Source organism: Parvibaculum sp., assembly GCF_002684405.1.
Taxonomy (GTDB): domain Bacteria; phylum Pseudomonadota; class Alphaproteobacteria; order Parvibaculales; family Parvibaculaceae; genus Parvibaculum.
The window spans coordinates 1-17,837 of sequence record NZ_NYVD01000041.1 but is presented as its reverse complement, the minus strand read 5'-3'; the positions used below and the strand labels follow the sequence as shown (position 1 = coordinate 17,837).

15 protein-coding genes and 1 pseudogene are annotated in these 17,837 nt (G+C 64.6%); 8 read left to right on the top strand and 8 right to left on the bottom strand.

Annotated features, from left to right (window positions below):
- A pseudogene (locus CMI59_RS03560) lies at positions 1-94 on the top strand (YjbQ family protein); the annotation flags it as partial.
- Between the two features lie 165 nt (positions 95-259).
- Here CMI59_RS03560 and CMI59_RS03555 read toward each other — a convergent pair.
- A complete protein-coding gene (locus CMI59_RS03555) occupies positions 260-757 on the bottom strand; it encodes a hypothetical protein (protein ID WP_293324842.1) in 498 nt (165 codons plus the stop codon).
- Between the two features lie 376 nt (positions 758-1,133).
- Here CMI59_RS03555 and CMI59_RS03550 point away from each other — a divergent pair, with 376 nt between their 5' ends.
- The 3 genes from CMI59_RS03550 (at position 1,134) to CMI59_RS03540 (ending at position 3,461) form a co-directional block, all read left to right on the top strand.
- Positions 1,134-2,354, top strand: a complete 1,221-nt coding sequence (locus CMI59_RS03550; RefSeq protein ID WP_293324839.1) for an acetyl-CoA C-acyltransferase — start codon at positions 1,134-1,136, stop codon at positions 2,352-2,354.
- Between the two features lie 337 nt (positions 2,355-2,691).
- On the top strand, positions 2,692-3,159 hold the full coding sequence (locus CMI59_RS03545; RefSeq protein ID WP_293324836.1) for a MaoC/PaaZ C-terminal domain-containing protein: 468 nt from the start codon (positions 2,692-2,694) through the stop codon (positions 3,157-3,159).
- Positions 3,156-3,461: a hypothetical protein gene (locus CMI59_RS03540; RefSeq protein WP_293324833.1), complete on the top strand. Its 306-nt coding sequence runs from the start codon at positions 3,156-3,158 to the stop codon at positions 3,459-3,461. Before CMI59_RS03545 ends, CMI59_RS03540 begins: the two co-directional genes overlap by 4 nt.
- A gap of 69 nt (positions 3,462-3,530) precedes the next feature.
- Here the strand turns inward: CMI59_RS03540 and CMI59_RS03535 are convergent, their stop codons facing one another.
- From CMI59_RS03535 to CMI59_RS03520, 4 genes are all read right to left on the bottom strand, one after another.
- On the bottom strand, positions 3,531-4,733 hold the full coding sequence (locus tag CMI59_RS03535) for an acyl-CoA dehydrogenase family protein (protein WP_293324830.1): 1,203 nt from the start codon (positions 4,731-4,733) through the stop codon (positions 3,531-3,533).
- 29 nt (positions 4,734-4,762) lie between these two features.
- Positions 4,763-5,680, bottom strand: a complete 918-nt coding sequence (locus CMI59_RS03530) for an oxygenase MpaB family protein (protein WP_293324827.1) — start codon at positions 5,678-5,680, stop codon at positions 4,763-4,765.
- 128 nt (positions 5,681-5,808) lie between these two features.
- On the bottom strand, positions 5,809-6,276 hold the full coding sequence (locus tag CMI59_RS03525) for a GFA family protein (RefSeq protein ID WP_293324825.1): 468 nt from the start codon (positions 6,274-6,276) through the stop codon (positions 5,809-5,811).
- Between the two features lie 85 nt (positions 6,277-6,361).
- Positions 6,362-7,573, bottom strand: a complete 1,212-nt coding sequence (locus tag CMI59_RS03520) for an acyl-CoA dehydrogenase family protein (protein ID WP_293324822.1) — start codon at positions 7,571-7,573, stop codon at positions 6,362-6,364.
- Between the two features lie 192 nt (positions 7,574-7,765).
- On the opposite strand from CMI59_RS03520, the gene CMI59_RS03515 reads away from it, so the two are divergent.
- Complete coding sequence (locus tag CMI59_RS03515) at positions 7,766-9,616, top strand: potassium/proton antiporter (protein ID WP_293324820.1); 1,851 nt, start codon at positions 7,766-7,768, stop codon at positions 9,614-9,616.
- 114 nt (positions 9,617-9,730) lie between these two features.
- Positions 9,731-10,501 (top strand): SDR family oxidoreductase, encoded by a 771-nt coding sequence (locus tag CMI59_RS03510; protein ID WP_293324818.1) that lies wholly within the window; start codon positions 9,731-9,733, stop codon positions 10,499-10,501.
- 145 nt (positions 10,502-10,646) lie between these two features.
- Here CMI59_RS03510 and CMI59_RS03505 read toward each other — a convergent pair whose 3' ends face one another.
- Entirely contained in the window at positions 10,647-11,753 is a 1,107-nt protein-coding gene (locus CMI59_RS03505) for an FUSC family protein (RefSeq protein WP_293324815.1), read from the bottom strand.
- Positions 11,754-11,860: 107 nt separating this feature from the next.
- A complete protein-coding gene (locus CMI59_RS03500; RefSeq protein ID WP_293324812.1) occupies positions 11,861-12,625 on the bottom strand; it encodes a type 1 glutamine amidotransferase in 765 nt (254 codons plus the stop codon).
- A gap of 141 nt (positions 12,626-12,766) precedes the next feature.
- Between CMI59_RS03500 and CMI59_RS03495 the strand changes: the two genes are divergently transcribed.
- On the top strand, positions 12,767-14,341 hold the full coding sequence (locus CMI59_RS03495) for a choice-of-anchor I family protein (protein WP_293324809.1): 1,575 nt from the start codon (positions 12,767-12,769) through the stop codon (positions 14,339-14,341).
- A gap of 59 nt (positions 14,342-14,400) precedes the next feature.
- Here CMI59_RS03495 and pip read toward each other — a convergent pair whose 3' ends face one another.
- Positions 14,401-15,369, bottom strand: a complete 969-nt coding sequence (gene pip / locus CMI59_RS03490; RefSeq protein WP_293324806.1) for a prolyl aminopeptidase — start codon at positions 15,367-15,369, stop codon at positions 14,401-14,403.
- Between the two features lie 451 nt (positions 15,370-15,820).
- Between pip and CMI59_RS03485 the strand changes: the two genes are divergently transcribed.
- Positions 15,821-17,809, top strand: a complete 1,989-nt coding sequence (locus tag CMI59_RS03485; protein ID WP_293324803.1) for a ribonucleoside-diphosphate reductase subunit alpha — start codon at positions 15,821-15,823, stop codon at positions 17,807-17,809.
- Positions 17,810-17,837: the final 28 nt, after the last annotated feature.

Below are 17,837 nucleotides of genomic sequence, written 5' to 3'. Positions count from 1 at the left end.
TCTGGCGCTGGGTATCTGGCAGGACATCTATGTCGTGGAACATCGCGACAGGTCCCATCGGCGGGAACTGGCGCTGCATCTGCTGGGCGAGTGAGGCCTGCCCGCCGGAAGGCAGATCGGATCGAAAGACGTGAAGAGGACCCGGCCTGTCCGGGTGGGGGCGGCCGGGCCCTCTTCTTCCGGTGCCCCTTCAAACTGGGGGGCAAGACCAGGACACCGGAATTGTCGTGCGGTTCGGTTACTTGTGGGGCGGTCTCTTTCAGACGCCGGGGGCCGTGGCGCGCGGGCCGGGCTGGACCACGCCGATCCAGCGCGTCGGCACGCCGGCGTTTTCAAGCTCGTCCACCACGGAGAACAGGCGCTTGCGGGTGAGGTCGCGCGGCGCATGTTCGGAGGCGTCGAGCCCGGCGGCGGAGACCGTGATCTGCTGCAACCCGCCCATCTCGATTTCGTCGGCGGCCGCATTGATCGCCCGGCGGGCCTCGTCGGTCAGCGCGGCGCCGTTTTTGCGGAAATAGATCGGATAGGTGATCTGTTTCCCGTCATTCTGGGTGAGCACCACCGGCGAATAGCCGCCGGTCGCCGCCATGGCGGTGATGACGACCGCGCGCTCCTCCACGGGGCTGCGCGTCAGATCCTGCTCGGCGGCGGGGGCGGACCCGGACGCCGGGGCAGCGGTCGCGGCGATGGTCGTCGCCCCCGCGGCAATGGTCGCGGCAGTCAGCGTAATGGCCGTCAGCGTCAGCATCCGTTTCATCTCTCGCCCCTTCCGGCCCGGCGGAAGTGCCGGTGCATTTTTGCGAATCCGATTGTTCGATGCTGCAAATCTGGCCCCCGAATGTGGCCGTGGAGAGTGGGTGAACCGGCGTAAGGTGGGAAATTTTGGGGCGATTCTTGGGCACAGCAGCCGCTCTGCCGCGTGTTTCGGCCGTTTTCCCGGTGCCTGCTCCGGGCCCGCTTCAGGCGGGCTGACGTAGCGCCCGGGCGCGGTCCGGGGGAGATTCCGCTTTGCGGCCCCCGCCCGGCCCGTTATGTTGCGGCCCCAAAAGGCGGGTTCGAAAAAGGCACCAAGACCTTCGCCTGCGAGTTCGAATACCCACCTCATTCAGAAGCAGATTTTCGGGAGAGCCCCCATGAGCAGAGAAGCAGTGATCGTGTCCACCGCCCGTACCGGCCTGGCCAAGTCCGGCCGCGGCGGTTTCAACATCACCCATGGCGCCGCGATGGGCGGTCACGCCATCAAGCACGCCATCGAGCGCGCAGGGATCGAGCCGGGTGACGTCGAAGACGTGATCATGGGTTGCGGCCAGCCGGAAGGCGCCACGGGCCAGAACGTCGCGCGCACCTCGGCCATCTGGGCCGGCTGCCCGGTGACCACCTCCGGCACCACGGTCAACCGCTTCTGCTCCTCGGGTCTCCAGACCATCGCCATGGCCGCGGGCCGTGTGGTCAATGAAGGCGTGCCGGTCGCCATCGGCTCGGGCGTCGAGTCGATCTCGCTCGTGCAGCTTGGCGGCATGAACCTCAACCACATCACCGAAGAGCACCTGATGGCGACCAAGCCGGAGCTCTGGATGTCGATGCTGGAAACCGCCGAGATCGTGGCCGAGCGCTACGGCATCTCCCGCGAGGCGCAGGACGAATACGCGCTGCGCAGCCAGCAGCGTATCGCCAAGGCGCAGGAAACCGGCATCTTCAAGGACGAGATCGTCCCGATGCAGACCAAGATGAAGCAGGTCAACAAGGAAACTGGCGAAGAGACCATCGTCGATTACCTCGTCGATCGCGACGAGTGCAACCGTCCGGGCACCACGCTGGAATCGCTCCAGGGCCTGAAGCCCGTCTTCAAGGGCGGCCAGAAGATCAAGGAAGGCAAGTATGTGACGGCCGGTAACGCCTCGCAGCTTTCCGACGGCGCCGCCGCCGTGGTCATCATGGAAGGCAAGGAAGCCGAGAAGCGCGGCCTGAAGCCGCTCGGCGCGTTCCGTGGCTTCGCGGTCGCCGGTTGCGAGCCGGAAGAAATGGGCATCGGCCCGGTCTTCGCCGTGCCGCGCCTTCTGGAGCGTGCGGGCCTCAAGGTCGACGACATCGACCTGTGGGAGCTGAACGAAGCTTTCGCCAGCCAGTGCCTCTACAGCCGCGACAAGCTCGGCATCGACCCCGAGAAGTACAACGTCAATGGCGGCTCCATCGCCATCGGCCATCCCTACGGCATGACCGGCGCCCGCTGCACCGGCCACATTCTTCTCGAAGGCCAGCGCCGCAAGGCCGCCGGTCAGAACGTGAAATACGGTGTGGTCACCATGTGCATCGGTGGCGGCATGGGCGCCGCCGGCCTGTTCGAAATCTTCTGATTTCGAAACAGAACGGCTAAGGCGCCCATCACCAAAAGATGCTGACATCACGAAGGTGATGTCAGCGGGCGCTGCCGGAAAACGACACGGCCCGCGAGGAAACTCGCGGGCCGTTTTTTATTCTCTAGTGTCATCCCGGCGAAAGCCGGGACCCACTCGCAAAGCCGCTTGCCGCAGCCGCCGCCATTGGATCCCGGCCGCCTTCACATGCAAGGAGGGCCGGGATGACAGGCCCCTTTTTCGCACTTGAACGGGCAGCGTCGTTTCCCGTACCTCCCTCGCTTTCCTCTCCGCCCCGCCTATATGCTCCACAGACGAGCATTCACGGGGAGGAACCATGCGCTATTTCGACGATTTCGAAATCGGGGAACGTCACGACATCCCGGCGACCTATGAGATGACACGGGACGAGATCGTCTCCTTCGCAAGCAAATGGGATCCGCAGCCCTTTCACGTCGATGAGGAGGCTGCGGCGAAATCCGTCTACGGCACGCTCACGGCCTGCGGCACGCATATCCAGGCCGTCGTCCTCTGGCTCGCCGCGCGCCTGCCGGAAGAGACCGCCGTCATCGGCGCGCTCGGCTATGACGAGGTGCGCTTTCACAAGCCTGCGCGGCTCGGCGACACGCTTCGCCTCGCCATCGAATGCATCGAGACCAAACCCTCCTCGTCGAAGCCCGACCGGGGCGTGGTGAAGAACCGCCACATCCTGACCAATCGGGACGGCGAGACGATATTCACCCAGATCACGACATTGCTGATCGCGCGGCGGCGCGAGGCGGACGGGAAGGAGACAACGACATGACGGGCTGGCGCATCCTGATCCTGCTGCTGGGCATCGCCTTCGGCATCCTCATTGCCTATGTCATGGTGACGGGCGTCCCCGCAGGCCCCGCGCTCGACTTCCTCACCGGCGATGGCTGGGGCGTCGTCACGCTGGTCGATGTCTATCTCGGCTTTCTGATCGCCGCCTCGATCATCTTCATCGTCGAGGAGAACAAGCTCGTGGCCGCGGCCTGGGCGCTGCCGATCTTCATTCTCGGCAATGTCGTGACCGCGCTCTGGTTCGCGCTGCGCATCGGCAAGTTGATTGCGCGCCGCACATAAAAATGCGCCGGAACCCCGAAAGGTCCCGGCGCAAGTACCCTCTCCCCCAAGAGGCAGTCGGGAAGGCCGTCAGAGACCGAGAACGAGTTTCGCCATGATGTTGCGCTGAACCTCGTTCGAGCCGCCATAGATCGAGGCGGCGCGGTTGTTGAGATAGCTCGGCATGAAGACCATGCCTTCCGCCGGGCCGATGGGTTTCACATTGGAGCCCGGCTCGCGCGCATCCATCTGATCGACGCCCGCATAATAGGCGATGGTCTCGATAGCGATCTCGTCGAGCCGCTGGCGCATCTCCGTGCCCTTGGTCTTGAGCATGGAGGAGGCCGGGCCGGGGTTCTTGCCGCCTGCCAGTTCCGCCATCACGCGATGTTCCGTCATCTCGATGGATTTGAGTTCGATCTCGGTGTCGGCGAGCTTGCGCGCGAACGCCGCATCGTCGATGAGGCGCTGGCCCGTGCCCGCCTGTTCGCCTTCGGCCACGGCGCGGATTTTTTCAACGCCTTCCCAAAGCCCCGGCGCCGACGACCCGCCGCGCTCGAACTCCAGCAGATATTTCGCGACCGTCCAGCCGTCATTTTCTTCGCCGACGCGATTGGCGACCGGCACGCGCACATCGTCGAAGAAGACCTGGTTCACTTCATGCTCGCCCGCCAGCGTGATGATCGGATCGATCTTGATGCCGGGTGTGTCCATGTCGATGAGCACGAAGGTGATGCCTTGCTGCGGCTTGCCGGAGGTGTCCGTGCGCACGAGGCAGAACATGCGATTGGCGAAATGCGCATGCGTCGTCCAGATCTTCGTGCCGTTGATCACATACTCGTCGCCGTCGCGCACCGCCTTGCATTGCAGCGAGGCGAGGTCGGAGCCCGATCCGGGTTCGGAATATCCCTGGCACCAATAGTCTTCGCCGGACAGGATGCGCGGCAGGTAAAACTCTTTCTGCTCTGTCGTGCCGAACTTCATCAGCATCGGCCCGCACATGCGAAGTCCCATGGGCGACAGATGCGGCGTGCCCGCGCGGGCGCATTCCGAGGCGAAGATATATTTCTGCATCTCCGTCCAGCCCGTGCCGCCATATTCGGCAGGCCAGTTGGGCGCGACCCAGCCCTTTTCATAGAGCACTTTCTGCCAGGCGAGGTTCCACTGCTTGTCGGTGAAGACCGATGTGGTGAGCTTGCCCGCCTCGCGCAGTTCCGGCGTCAGCTTTTCGTCGAGAAAGGCGCGAACCTCGTCGCGGAAGGCCGCGTCCTCGGGCTTGAAATAGAGATCCATTGTTCTTCTTCTATCGCTGTCGGATGGGGTTACCGCAGGCAGTCTGTCGAGACTCCCATCCGGCGGCAAGCCTGGTTGGCGGGCGTGTCGGGCATCCGGCGGACGGTTGCCCCTGCGGCAGCGGCGAGCGTGCGCACCATCGGACGTACCGTCGGCCTGACAAAAGACGACACCTGCACGCCGCATTGGTCCTGCAGTTTTTTCGGCAAAAGATCGATCGCCGCCTGCGTCACGAGCCGCTGCATCGGCTTTCCGGCGGCGCCCAGCGGCGTCGCGTCGCGCACCAGCGCGAGAAATTCATGCACCGTCTCGTTCGCATAGAGCTTGGGCGTCATCTCCTCCATATAGGCCTCCGCTTCCGCCCTGGAGGTTGGCACCCATGCTGCGCCGAAGCCTTTGCCGATGATTTCGCCCTCGCGGAAATAGCGGTCCTGGTCTTCGAGCGAGAGCTTCGGATCGGCATAGCGGATATAGGCATTGAGGAAGCCCCAGGCCGCGGTCACATGCACCCATGTGAGCAGCTCGGGTTCCATCGCCTTGTAGGGATCGCCGTCATGCGTTGTCCCCGTCACGCGCTCATGCATGCGCGTCACGCGCTCGAAGGTCGTCTGCGCCAGTTTGGTCGGGCCATAGGTCACGCAGGCCGCCGCCATGCCGGTGCGCTCCATGCGCTTGATCGGATCGGTCTTGAAGGTCGAATGATCCCACACGCCCGCGCGCACATGTTTTTCCGATAGTTCGAGAATAACGGCGGCGATCCCGCCGACCGCGCTCACCACCGGGTTGGCGCTCACCTTCCAGCCCATGGAGCCGGGCCCCAGAAGGCCCGGATCGCCTTCCGGCGTCAGGAAATCGATCCCGGGAAACGCAGACGTGCCGCCCCCGAGCCGCGCGCCCGTCCCGGCGCTGTCGCGGTTCAGCCTGGCGGTATCGCTCTCTACCGACATGTCGGGTCTCCTCCGGGGCAAATCTCACGCGGCATTTGCATGCCGTTCCTTGCCCTCAATATAATCCAAGTAATTACTCGGAAAACTCGGATTTGAAGGCGAGGGGCCGGGACCCGGAAGGCTGACGCTCAGCCCTTGGACCGAGCGCCTTTCTCCGCGAATTCCTTCATCAGCGCGGGATAGTCTTCCATCGCCGGGAATTCGGAAAAGCTGTGCGCGGCGGGCGTCGTCGCCCATGGCAGCTTTTCGCTCGTATAGGTTTCGATGAAGGGTTCGAACCAGCTTGCATCGTCGAGCATGGTCGCCCGCACATTGACGAAGGCGTCGGCGCCTTCGGGCCGCGTGAACATCCAGCTCATGCAATGCGGACAGAAATAATGCCGCGTCGTCCCGTGAAGTCCGCCGATCACGGGCTCGCCTTTCGTCACCGTGAACCCGTCCGCCGGCGTCAGCAGGCTGAGAGAGAAGGCACTCGCCGTCATGCGCTGGCAGCCGGTGCAATGGCACGCCATGGTCACGACGGGCGGCGCCGTCACCTGAAAGCGCACCCGCCCGCAGCGGCATCCGCCGTCCCATGGAAGCTTCCAGTCGCTCATCGGTGCGCTCCTCGTCCATTATACAAATACTGTCACCCCGGCATGAAGCCGGGATGACAGCCATCGGGAACGATAGGCAGGGCCCTTAAAGCCCCAGCACGGCCTTCGCCATGATGTTGCGCTGAACCTCGTTGGAACCGCCGAAAATCGTTTGCGCGCGCGTGTTGAGATATTTCGGCATCACCATCAGCGTGTGATCCGGCCCCACCGGCGACGCATTCGCGCCCCAGGTGCGGGCTTCGATCACATCCGGCTGCGCGTAATAGGCGATCGCCTCCACCGCCAGCTCGGTGATCTTCTGGTTGGTGTCCGCGCCCTTGAGCTTGATGATCGAAGCGGCCGCGCCCGGGTTCTGCCCGTTGGAGAGCTGCGACATGATGCGGTGCTCGGTGAACTCCACCGAGGTCACTTCCACTTCCGTCTCGTCGATCTTGCGGCGGAAGGCCGGATCGTCGATCAGCTTGCCGCCGCCGCCGGTCTGTTCGGTATCGGCCATCGCGCGCAGCCTGTTCAGCGCATTGCGAAGCGCCGCGCCATGCGCCGCGCCGCCGCGTTCGAACTCGAGCAGGTATTTGGCGACCGTCCAGCCTTCGTTTTCCTTGCCGACGCGGTTTTTCTTCGGCACGCGCACATCGTCGAAGAAGACCTGGTTCACTTCATGGTCGCCCGCCAGCGTGATGATCGGGTCGATCTTGATGCCGTCCGCCGGGAAGTCGTCGATCAGGATGAAGGAAATGCCCTGCTGCTTCTTCTCGGCATTGGGGTCGGTCCGCACGAGGCAGAACATCTTGTTCGACTGATGCGCGCCCGTGGTCCAGATCTTCGTGCCGTTGATGATGTAATCGTCGCCGTCCGATGTCGCCTTGCACTGGAGCGAGGCAAGGTCGGAGCCCGAGCCGGGTTCGGAATAGCCCTGACACCACCAGTCCGTGCCGTCGAGAATGCGAGGCAGGTAATGGTCGAGCTGTTCCTTCGTGCCGTGGCCCATCAGCGTCGGACCGACCATGGAAAGACCCATGTTGGAGCCCGCAGGCGCGCCCGCGGCGGAGCATTCCGACGCCCAGATGAAACGCTGCATCACGTTGAAGCCCGCGCCGCCATATTTCTTCGGCCAGCTCGGTGCGGCCCAGCCGCGCTTGTTCAGCCGCTTCAGCCATTCCACCCGCAAATCCTGATCGGCCAGAATGCCGGGCGTCAGCTTCGCATGGGCTTTCAGATCGTCCGTCAGGTTTTCTTTCAGGAATGTGCGCACCTCGTCCCGGAACGCGACATCCTCTTCCCGCATGGCGAGATCCATGATGATCCTCCCCTCTTTCTTTATTCGGCTTTTGTTGTTCTTCTGGCGGCAACGCCTTGTTTGGCCTGCCTCTTGCCCGAATTATAGGCGATACTGACTTTTTGTCGCCAACTTCCCGCGCGCGTCCCGCCCGGCCCGCGTCGGGCGTTCCGGCAGACGAAATTCCGAGCTACCAGGGAGACCGCCCACCGAATGCAATTTGCCAATGAGTTCATCCTCGTCGCCGGCGCCATGGTCACCTTCGCGATTTTCGCCGGGGTGGCCTCCTCGCGGGTCGGCGCGCCGCTGCTGCTCGTCTTTCTGGCGCTCGGCATGCTGGCGGGGGAGGACGGGCTGGGCGGTATCGGCTTCGACGATTTTTCGCTGGCCTATCTCGCCGGCTCCATCGGCCTGGCGCTGATCCTGTTCGACGGCGGCTTGCGGACCACGCGCGAGGCGCTTTCGCGGGCCTTCTCCGTCTCCGTCGGTCTGGCGACGCTGGGCGTGATCGTCACCGCAGGGATCACCGGCGCCACCGCCTGGCTGGTCTTCGATACGGGCTGGCCGACCGCGCTGCTGATCGGCGCCATTGTCGGCTCCACCGACGCGGCGGCGGTTTTCTTCCTGCTCCATCTGAAGGGTTTGCGCCTGCGCCCACGCGTTGCCGCCACGCTGGAAGTGGAATCGGGCCTCAACGACCCGATGGCGATTTTCCTGACGCTCGCCTTCGTCGCGGTCCTGTCGGCAGGCGGCGGCGCCCTGGCGGGCGCGAACCTGCAGGCGACGGGGCTCGATCTTGCGCTGGAGCTTGCCCTCGATTTCCTCTGGCAGTTTGCGGGCGGTCTCTTCTTCGGCGTCATCGGCGGCGCGCTGGTGCGTCGCGCGGTGAACCGGCTGAACCTCTCGCCGGGCCTTTACCCCATTCTGGCGGTCGCGCTGGGCCTCGTCGTCTTCGGCGCCGCGCAAAGCCTCGGCGCGAGCGGCTTTCTGGCGATCTTTCTCGTCGGCTTCACGCTGGGCAATGCGCCGCATCGCGCCACCAATGAAATCAGCCGCTTTTCCGACGGGCTCGCCTGGCTCTCCCAGATCGTCATGTTCCTGATGATGGGCCTCTTGGTCACGCCGGCCGACCTGATGCCCATTCTGCTGCCCTCGCTGGCGATCTCCGCCGTGCTCATTCTCGTCGCACGCCCCGTGGCGACGCTGCTCTGCCTCGGAGCGTTCGGCTACACCGCGCGCGAACTCGGTTTCGTTTCCTGGGTGGGCCTGCGCGGCGTGGTGCCCATTTTCCTCGGCACGATCCCGGTTCTGGAAAACGTCCCCTTCGCGCATGAAATCTTCGGCGTCGTCTTCATCGTCGTGCTGACCTCGCTCGTCGTGCAGGGCTGGACCATCGGCGTCGCGGCAAGGCTGACCGGTGTCGAATTGCCGCCAAGGCCCCGGGCGCGCTCGCGCGCGGAACTCGACCTGCCGATGGAGGCGGGCCGCAGCGTGCTCGCCTATACGGTCGACCCGATGAGCCTCGTCGCGCGCCGGCCCATGCGCCGCGTGCCGCTGCCCGCGGAGAGCGAAATCATTTCCGTGATGCGCGAAGGCGCCGTGCATCAGGGCCTCCCCGCAGACGGCCTCAAGCCTGACGATTTCGTGCTGCTGCTCGCCTCGGGCGATAAGACGGCGCAATTCGACCGCCTGTTCGGGGCGCGACGGCTGCGCCGGGAGGCCTCCGATCCCGTGACCATCGATTTCGAGCTCGACCCGCAAGCCAATGCCGCCGAGGTTGCCGGGCTTTATGATTTCGGCGTCACGCCCCATGAGGCCGACCGCCCGATCGCCGACCTCATGCGCTCCCGTCTCGGCGACAAAAATCTGGCGCCGGGCGCAAAGCTCGCTCTCGGGCCGGTGGAGCTGGTCGTGCTCGCCATGGAGGAAGAGCGCGTGACGCGCCTCGGTGTCGATCTTGAGCCTGCGCTGCCCGTGACCCTCGTTTCCCGTCTGCGCATGCGCGCAGCCGACACCTGGCGCTCGATCCGCGACACATTCTTCATCGACAGCAGCGGGAACTGACTTCCTGCGCCGCGCCCCATCCCGAGGAGGGCCGTAAGGCCACCCCGCCATTTCGTTTCCCGTCCCTCCCGGTCTAAGGTGCCGCCAGGAAAACAATCATCGAGGGAGGCTAAAATGGATCTGCAGCTCAAGGGCAAGAAGGCCATCGTCACCGGCGGCACGCGCGGCATCGGTCGCGCCATCGCCGAAACGCTCGCCGCCGAAGGCGCCGACATCGCGCTCTGCGCCCGCAATCATGATCAGGTGGACGAGGCCGTCGCCGCGCTCAAGGCCAAGGGCGTGAACGCCTGGGGCGGCGTCGCCGATATCGCCGACGGCGCGGGCCTCAAGTCATGGATCGAGAAAACCGCCAAGGAGATGGGCGGCCTCGACATTCTCGTCGCCAACGCCTCCGCGCTCGCCAACGGCATGGATGAGGAAAGCTGGCGCAAATGCTTCGAGATCGACGTCATGGGCGCGGTAAACGCCTTCGAAGCGGCGGCGCCCTTCCTCGAAAAGGCGGCTGAGAAGAACGGCGATGCCTCCGCCGTCTTCATCTCTTCGATTTCCGCAGCCGAAACCAGCGGCGGCAACGCCTATGGCGCGATGAAGGCCTCGCAGATCCATCTGGCCAAGGGCCTCGCCAAGGCGAATGCGGCAAAGCATGTGCGCGTGAACACGGTTTCGCCCGGCACGGTCTATTTCAAGGGCGGCGTCTGGGACATGATCGAGCAGCACATGCCCGACACCTTCAAGGACGCCATGTCCCGCAACCCGACGGGCCGCATGGCAACGCCGCAGGACATCGCCAACGCGGCGGTTTTCCTGTCGAGCCCCATGTCCTCCTTCACCACCGGCATTAACATGGTGGTCGACGGCGCCATGACGGGTCGGGTCAACTTCTGATCTCACCTAAACTGTCATCCCGGCCTTGTGCCGGGATCCAGGGGCCGCAAGTGCGGAATATGCGGCTCTGGACCCCGGGAGGTAGCCCGGGGTGACAAAAGAGGGAAAGTTACTCGGCAAGCGCATCCAACGCCGCCCGCATCGCTTACCCGCGCTGCGTCCCGCCGAATTCGTCGATGCGGTCGTCAAGATCGGCGAGATCGGCCTTCACCTGCCGTACGGCGAAGGCGAGCGAAAAGATGCGCGACATGAGCTCCGTCGGCAGCGCATCGTTCGCCTTGTTCGCGCGGAAGGCGGCCATGTGATCCTCGAAGGTCTCGAAGGCCGCTTCCCAGCCATCCTCACGCTCGACGCCACGGCCCGCTTCCAGCGCGTCGGCCTGCGCGCTCAGATGGGCGGCGATGGTCTGGCCCAGACTGTCGAACATCTTGCCGAGCTGCGCATCGGCCTCGGGCGGCCAGGGCTCGCGCGTCGCCCGCGCGATCATGATGAGGTTCACGCGGACGCGCCGCGTCGTGCGCACCAGCGCATCGGCTGAGGGGCCGCGGGTCAGCCGCGCCGCCTGCTCGCCGGAGCTTTCCTCCGCCAGCGTCGCCGACGCCTTGATCTGATCCCGGCTCGTCTCGATGAGGTCGCTCAGCGCCGCATCGTCGCGCGGCTCATGCAGTCCCCTCATGTCGATGGCGAGCATCTGCGAAAGCTGGCGAAGCACCGTCGCGATGCGCTTGACCAGCGTCCGGTTCGCGCGCTCCGGCAGCACGGTCAGCGCCACGATCACGCCGATGGCGCCGCCGAGCAGAATTTCGATCACCCGGTCTATCGCCGCCGCGAGGGCGGAGACGCCGGGCTGCGGCACGATAAGCGTGATGATCGCGGTGATGGGCGCCACGCGAAAGCGCGCATCCAGGCTCACCACATAGGCCGATGCGCCGATGGCAAGCGCCAGCCGCACCCATTGGTAATCCGGCCCCACCGGAATGAGCGTGACGAGAAAGCCGAGCCCGGCGCCGAGGGCAGTCCCGATGAAGCGTTCCCGCGCCGCCTTCAGCGAACCGCCGATATTGCCCTGCATGACGATGACGGCGGTGATGACGGCCCAATAGCCGAAGGGAAGCGCCAGAAGCCGGGCAAGCCCATAAGCGATGAGCGCGGCGATCACGACCCGCAGCGCAAAGCGAAGCCCCGCCGGGTTGAACCGGTAGAGCAGGGGCAGGGCGTTGCGAAGCCGCGTCCTGATCGCTTCCATCGTCATCGCCTCATGCCTCCGTCCCGCCCGCGTCCACTTCTTGCGTCGCTCAAGCCGTCGCCCTGGTCATCTTAAAGCGTGACGGCGGCCGCGGGGTGAGGGAAGGGGAAATATTACCCTCCGAGCCCCATCCAGCGCCGCATCGCGCGGCGGGCGAAGATTTCCTGCGCCGCGAGCGACGCCTCGATCTGCGGTTCGATCAGCGCCTCGATCTCGGCCTTGGCGCAGCCCAGCTCTTTGGCGCGGAACCCCGACCAGCCGTCGAGTATCTCCCGCGTCACTTCCAGATGGAACTGGAAGGCATAGGTCAGCGCGCCGATCCGGAAGGACTGGCTCGGACACCCCGCCCGCGTCGAAAGCGGCACGACGCCTCCCGGCAGGTCGCCGGGCATATCGCCGGGAAGATCGAAAGTGTCGCCATGCCACTGCATCAGGCGAAGTTCGGGCTTGGCGTCGCAAAGCAGCGGATCGCCCGCGGCGTCCGGCAGCCATGTCTGCGGCAGGAACCCCCATTCCTCGCGCCGTTCGAGCTTCTCTTTCATCTTGTAGACGGGTGCGCCGAAAGCACTGGCGACGAGCTGCGCCCCGAGGCACACCCCCATCGCCGGCTTCTCGGCGGCGTGGAAACGGCGCAGCAGCGCCCGCGTCTTTTCCATGAAGGGATATTGCGCGTCCTCGTAAACGCCCATCGCGCCGCCCAGCACGACGACCGCGTCGAACCCGTCCGGCGTCTCCGGCAGGTCGCGGCGCTCGCCGCTCGCCATGTCCAGCTTGTCGGTGGTGAGGATGAGCGTGGCATCCGCCCCTTGTCGCGACGCTTCGTCGAGCAGCACGCCGGGGCCGGAATCCTTCGCATTCACGAGATAGAGAATATGCATGGGCCGTTCATTTCAGCCCAGTCGCGCGGAAAAGACCAGACCCGTCGATTCCATGCCGCCTGTCACGAAACTGATACGCATTCCGGGCAATTTCCCTCCCATTCCGTCGCATGCGCCCGATGCGCCCTTTGCGACCCTGACATGGGGAAATGGACCGTGAATATCCGCTCGCTTACCGCCGCGCTCGCCGGAGCGCTGATGGCCACGACCGCGCTTTCCGCGGCCGCGATGGCCGCCGAACTGGTCATGGAGCCTCTGGGCACCCATGCCACCGGCATCTTCGATGAAGGCGCTTCCGAGATCGTGACCTATGACGCCACGGCGCAACGCCTTTATGTGGTCAATGCGGATGCGAAGACCGTCGATATTCTGGACATCTCCGACCCGTCCAGGCTGAAGGAAGCGGGCAAGCTCGACGCCGCCGCGCTCGGCAAGCAGGGTACCTCCGTCGCCGTGCATGACGGCCTCATCGCCGTCGCCATCTCCGCCGATCCGAAAACGGCCAATGGCAAGCTCGGTTTCTTCGATGCGCAGGGCAAGCTCCTGAATGCCGTCGATGTGGGCGCCAATCCCGATATGGTCACCTTCACCCCCGACGGAAAATATGCGCTCGTCGCCAATGAGGGCGAGCCGAACGACGCCTACACCGTCGATCCCGTCGGCTCCGTCTCGGTCGTCGATCTGACGGGCGGCGTGGAAAATGCGACGGTGAAGACCGCGGGCTTCGAGGCGTTCGACGGCAAGCCGCTGCCCAAGGGTCTTCGCATCGCCAAGCCGGGCGCCACGGTCTCGCAGGATATGGAGCCGGAATATATCGCGGTGTCGAAGGACGGCCGGACGGCCTGGGTCACGCTTCAGGAAAACAACGGCATCGCCATCCTCGACATTCCCTCCGCCACCGTGAAGAAGATGGTCGGCCTGGGCTACAAGGACTGGTCGAAAAGCGCGCTCGATCCCTCCAACAAGGATGGCGGCGTGCGCATTCAGCCCTGGCCGGTCTGGGGCATGTACCAGCCGGATTCCATCGCGGCCTTCGAGGTGGACGGCAAGACCTATCTCGTGATCGCGAATGAGGGCGATGCGCGCGACTATGACGGGTTTTCCGAAGAAACCCGGGTGAAGAAGCTCGACCTCGATCCCACGGTCTTCCCGCCGGAGAAAAACCTGCAGAACGACGCGCAGCTCGGCCGCCTCAAGGTCACCACGACCATGGGCGACGAAAACGGCGACGGCAAATATGAGAAGCTCTATGCCTTTGGCGGGCGTTCCTTCTCGATCCTGGATGCCGACGGCGCGATGATCTTCGATTCCGGCGACGATCTGGAACGCCGGACCGCCCGGGCGCTGCCGGGCCAGTTCAACAACGACAATGACGAGAACAAGCCCGATGGCCGTTCCGACGACAAGGGCCCCGAGCCCGAAGGCGTGGCGGTGGGCGAGGTCGATGGCGTGACCTATGCCTTTATCGGTCTGGAGCGCATCGGCGGCATCATGGCTTACGATGTGTCCGACCCGGCCCGGCCGCGTTTCGCCGGCTATGTGAACACGCGCAATTTCAAGGTGGAGCCCGAGGCGGGCAAGGCCGCGGGCGATGTCGGGCCGGAAGGCATGGCCTTCATCCCGGCGGCGAGTTCGCCCAATGGCGAGCCGCTGCTGGCCGTCGGCTTTGAAGTGTCCGGCTCCACCACGATCTACAGCCTGAAGCCGAAGAAATAACCGGCGCGCGGGGACAGCCGCTTTCGGTCGGGGCCGGTTCACGCCGGCCCCGATGCGTTTCAGGCCGTCGCGAAGCGGTCGCTGGCGCGCACCATCACATCCACGATGCCGGGCTCCGTCGCCGTATGGCCCGCATCCGGCACGATATGGAGTTCGCTCGTCTCCCAGACCTTGGAAAGCTCCCAGGCGGTGAACATCGGCGTCACCACATCGTAGCGGCCCTGCGCGATAACGCCGGGAATGCCGTTCAGCTTGCCCGCATCGCGCATGAGCTGGTCCTGCGGCTCGAAGAAGCCCTGATTCATGAAGAAATGGCATTCGATCCGCGCAAAGGCGAGGGCGAAATGCCCGTCCGCGAAGCGCTTCACCCGTTCCGGGTCGGACATGAGAGAGAGCGTCGTCCCCTCCCAGATGCTCCAGGCCTTGGCGCAGGCGATCTTCTCGGCCTCATTCTCCCCGGTCAGCCGCTTGTAATAGGCGGCCATCAGGTTGCCGCGCTCCGCTTCGGGGATCGGCGCGACGAACTCCTCCCACGCATCGGGGAAGAGCGCATCCGTTCCCTGCTGGTAGAACCAGTGCAGTTCCCGTTCGCGCAGCGTGAAGATGCCGCGCAGGATGATCTCGGTCACGCGGTCCGGGTGGGTTTCCGCGTAAGCCAGCGACAGGGTGGAGCCCCATGAGCCGCCGCAGAGCTGCCATTTGTCGATGTCCAGATGCGCGCGCAGCCGCTCCATATCGGCGACGAGGTCCCAGGTCGTGTTCTCACGCAGTTCCGCATGCGGGGTCGATTTCCCGCAGCCGCGCTGGTCGAACAGGATGATGCGATAGGCGTCAGGGTTATGGGTGCGGCGCATGGTCGGGTTGGAGCCGCCGCCCGGCCCCCCATGCACGATCACGACCGGCTTGCCTTGCGGGTTCCCGCATTCCTCGAAATAGATCGTGTGAAGGTCGGAAACCTCCAGCATCCCTGTGTTGTAGGGCTCGATTTCGGGGTAGAGCGAGCGGCGGTCGGCGGTCATGTCGGGCATTTCGATACTCTCCGGGGGCGGGGCGGGACACTATATATAGCGAACAGTTAGGCGCGCGCCGATGCCCGCCGTCAATCTCGGGGCGCCCGAAAAAATCTGCATGCCGTTGCGGAGGGCTAAACCTTTGCTGTCACAAAATTTTATCGCCCTCGTCATGCGATTTGGGGAATCGGTTAACTAAAAATTCGACTCGACCCCTCCACAAGCGATTGCATCTTGGAGCGAAGCAGCTACTATATCTGGACGCGCCGACGCCAAATAGGGGATCGCCAAGGGGGTTCGCAGGCGGCGGCGTAAACACCGAATTCACAGCGTTGTCTGCCCGCTCCGGGCAGAGGAATGGCGACCGTCATGCGGGCGCCGGATCGGTCACTCTTTGCCTGCATCACGCGGCGGTGGGCAGGTCGAATTGGGGGATGACATGCTGAACGACACGAGTAAGGCAATCGATATGAGTGAGATTGAGGCCCGTCTTTCCGCCATCGTCACCGGCGAGGGCGCCGTCGAGCGCAGCCGGGTGCGTCCGCGCGGCGACATGGGCGTGGTGGCCGAGCCGGAAATGCCTTTCGGCGACGACGACCAGGCGGTGCAGGTGGGGCCCAAGCACCGCGTGAAGGTCGATTACAGCCGCGATGCGCTGCTGACCGATTTCGGCAAGGCGACGCTGAAGGACCGCTATCTGATGCCGGGCGAGAGCTTCCAGGATCTCTTCGCCCGCGTCGCCTCCTATTACGGCGACGATGCCGCTCATGCGCAGCGCCTTTACGATTACATTTCGCGCCTCTGGTTCATGCCCGCGACGCCCGTCCTGTCCAATGGCGGCACGCAGCGCGGCCTGCCCATTTCCTGCTTCCTGAACGAGGCGACCGACAATCTTGGGGGCATTGTCGGCCTCTGGAACGAGAATGTCTGGCTGGCGGCCAAGGGCGGCGGCATCGGCTCCTATTGGGGCAATCTGCGCTCCATCGGCGAGACGGTCGGCGGCGTCGGCAAGACCTCCGGCATCATTCCCTTCATCCGCGTGATGGATTCGCTGACGCTGGCGATCAGCCAGGGCTCGCTGCGACGCGGCTCGGCGGCGGTCTATCTGCCGGTCGATCATCCCGAGATCGAGGAATTCATCGAGATCCGCCGTCCCACCGGCGGCGACCCGAACCGCAAGGCGCTGAACCTGCACCATGGCGTGCTCGTGTCGGACGCCTTCATGCGCGCGGTCGAGGCCGACGGCGAATGGTCGCTCCTGAGCCCGAAGGACGGCACGGTCCAGAAGACCATCTCCGCCCGCTCGCTCTGGATCCGCCTGCTGATGGCGCGCATCGAAACCGGCGAGCCCTATGTCATCTACAAGGACACGGTGAACAATGCCCGCCCCGAGCATCACAAGCTCGCGGGCCTCGAGGTCAAGACCTCCAATCTCTGCGCCGAGATCACACTGCCCACGGGCCGCGACCACCTCGGCAACGACCGCACTGCGGTGTGCTGCCTGTCCTCGCTCAACCTCGAAACCTATTTCGAGTGGCAGGACAATGAGCAGTTCATCGAGGATGTCATGCGCTTCCTCGACAATGTGCTGCAGGACTTCATCGACCGCGCGCCCGACGAAATGGCCAAGGCCAAATACGCCGCCGCGCGCGAACGCTCCGTCGGCCTCGGCGTGATGGGCTTCCACTCCTTCCTTCAGGCGAACATGATCCCCTTCGAGGGCGTGATGGCGAAGGTGTGGAACAACAAGATGTTCGATCACATCAACAAGGGCGTGAACGCCGCCTCCCGCAAGCTGGCGGAAGAGCGCGGTCCCTGCCCGGATGCGGCCGATTACGGCATGATGGAACGCTTCTCCAACAAGACGGCCATCGCGCCGACCGCGTCCATCTCCATCATCTGCGGCGGCACCTCGCCGGGCATCGAGCCCATCGCGGCGAACAGCTTCACGCACAAGACGCTGTCGGGCTCCTTCAATGTCCGCAACCGTCACCTGACGAAGCTGCTGGAATCCAAGGGCCGCAACGACGACGAAACCTGGTCCACCATCGTGACGAATGGCGGCTCGGTCGTGGAACTCGACTTCCTGAGCGATGAGGAGAAGGACGTCTTCAAGACCGCCTTCGAACTCGACCAGCGCTGGGTGATCGAGCATGCCGGCGACCGCGCCTCGAAGATCGACCAGGCGCAGTCCGTCAACATCTTCCTGGCCGCCGATGTGCACAAACGCGAGCTGCATCAGCTCCACGTTCAGGCCTGGAAGAAGGGCGTGAAGAGCCTCTATTACTGCCGCTCGCTCTCCATCCAGCGCGCCGAACGCGCTGAACGCCCGGCCGCCAGCGCACTGGCCCCGGTCGCCAAGATGGAAGTGAAGTCGCTGGAAGACGTCGCCGCCGAAGCGCGCCGCCCCAACCCGGCCGAGCAGAACGACTACGACGAGTGCCTCGCCTGTCAGTAAGATTCGACGTCATGGCCCGGCTTGTCCG

What these genes read in the sequence shown, in the direction of transcription:
- CMI59_RS03505 (WP_293324815.1), bottom strand. Translation starts at nt 11,753, where the DNA reads ATGACGATGGAAGCGATCAGGACGCGGCTTCGCAACGCCCTGCCCCTG.
- CMI59_RS03535 (WP_293324830.1), bottom strand. Translation starts at nt 4,733, where the DNA reads ATGGATCTCTATTTCAAGCCCGAGGACGCGGCCTTCCGCGACGAGGTT.
- CMI59_RS03525 (WP_293324825.1), bottom strand. Translation starts at nt 6,276, where the DNA reads ATGAGCGACTGGAAGCTTCCATGGGACGGCGGATGCCGCTGCGGGCGG.
- CMI59_RS03550 (WP_293324839.1), top strand. Translation starts at nt 1,134, where the DNA reads ATGAGCAGAGAAGCAGTGATCGTGTCCACCGCCCGTACCGGCCTGGCC.
- CMI59_RS03545 (WP_293324836.1), top strand. Translation starts at nt 2,692, where the DNA reads ATGCGCTATTTCGACGATTTCGAAATCGGGGAACGTCACGACATCCCG.
- CMI59_RS03510 (WP_293324818.1), top strand. Translation starts at nt 9,731, where the DNA reads ATGGATCTGCAGCTCAAGGGCAAGAAGGCCATCGTCACCGGCGGCACG.
- pip (WP_293324806.1), bottom strand. Translation starts at nt 15,369, where the DNA reads ATGCCCGACATGACCGCCGACCGCCGCTCGCTCTACCCCGAAATCGAG.
- CMI59_RS03495 (WP_293324809.1), top strand. Translation starts at nt 12,767, where the DNA reads ATGGGGAAATGGACCGTGAATATCCGCTCGCTTACCGCCGCGCTCGCC.
- CMI59_RS03500 (WP_293324812.1), bottom strand. Translation starts at nt 12,625, where the DNA reads ATGCATATTCTCTATCTCGTGAATGCGAAGGATTCCGGCCCCGGCGTG.
- CMI59_RS03530 (WP_293324827.1), bottom strand. Translation starts at nt 5,680, where the DNA reads ATGTCGGTAGAGAGCGATACCGCCAGGCTGAACCGCGACAGCGCCGGG.
- CMI59_RS03555 (WP_293324842.1), bottom strand. Translation starts at nt 757, where the DNA reads ATGAAACGGATGCTGACGCTGACGGCCATTACGCTGACTGCCGCGACC.
- CMI59_RS03540 (WP_293324833.1), top strand. Translation starts at nt 3,156, where the DNA reads ATGACGGGCTGGCGCATCCTGATCCTGCTGCTGGGCATCGCCTTCGGC.
- CMI59_RS03520 (WP_293324822.1), bottom strand. Translation starts at nt 7,573, where the DNA reads ATGGATCTCGCCATGCGGGAAGAGGATGTCGCGTTCCGGGACGAGGTG.
- CMI59_RS03515 (WP_293324820.1), top strand. Translation starts at nt 7,766, where the DNA reads ATGCAATTTGCCAATGAGTTCATCCTCGTCGCCGGCGCCATGGTCACC.
- CMI59_RS03485 (WP_293324803.1), top strand. Translation starts at nt 15,821, where the DNA reads ATGAGTGAGATTGAGGCCCGTCTTTCCGCCATCGTCACCGGCGAGGGC.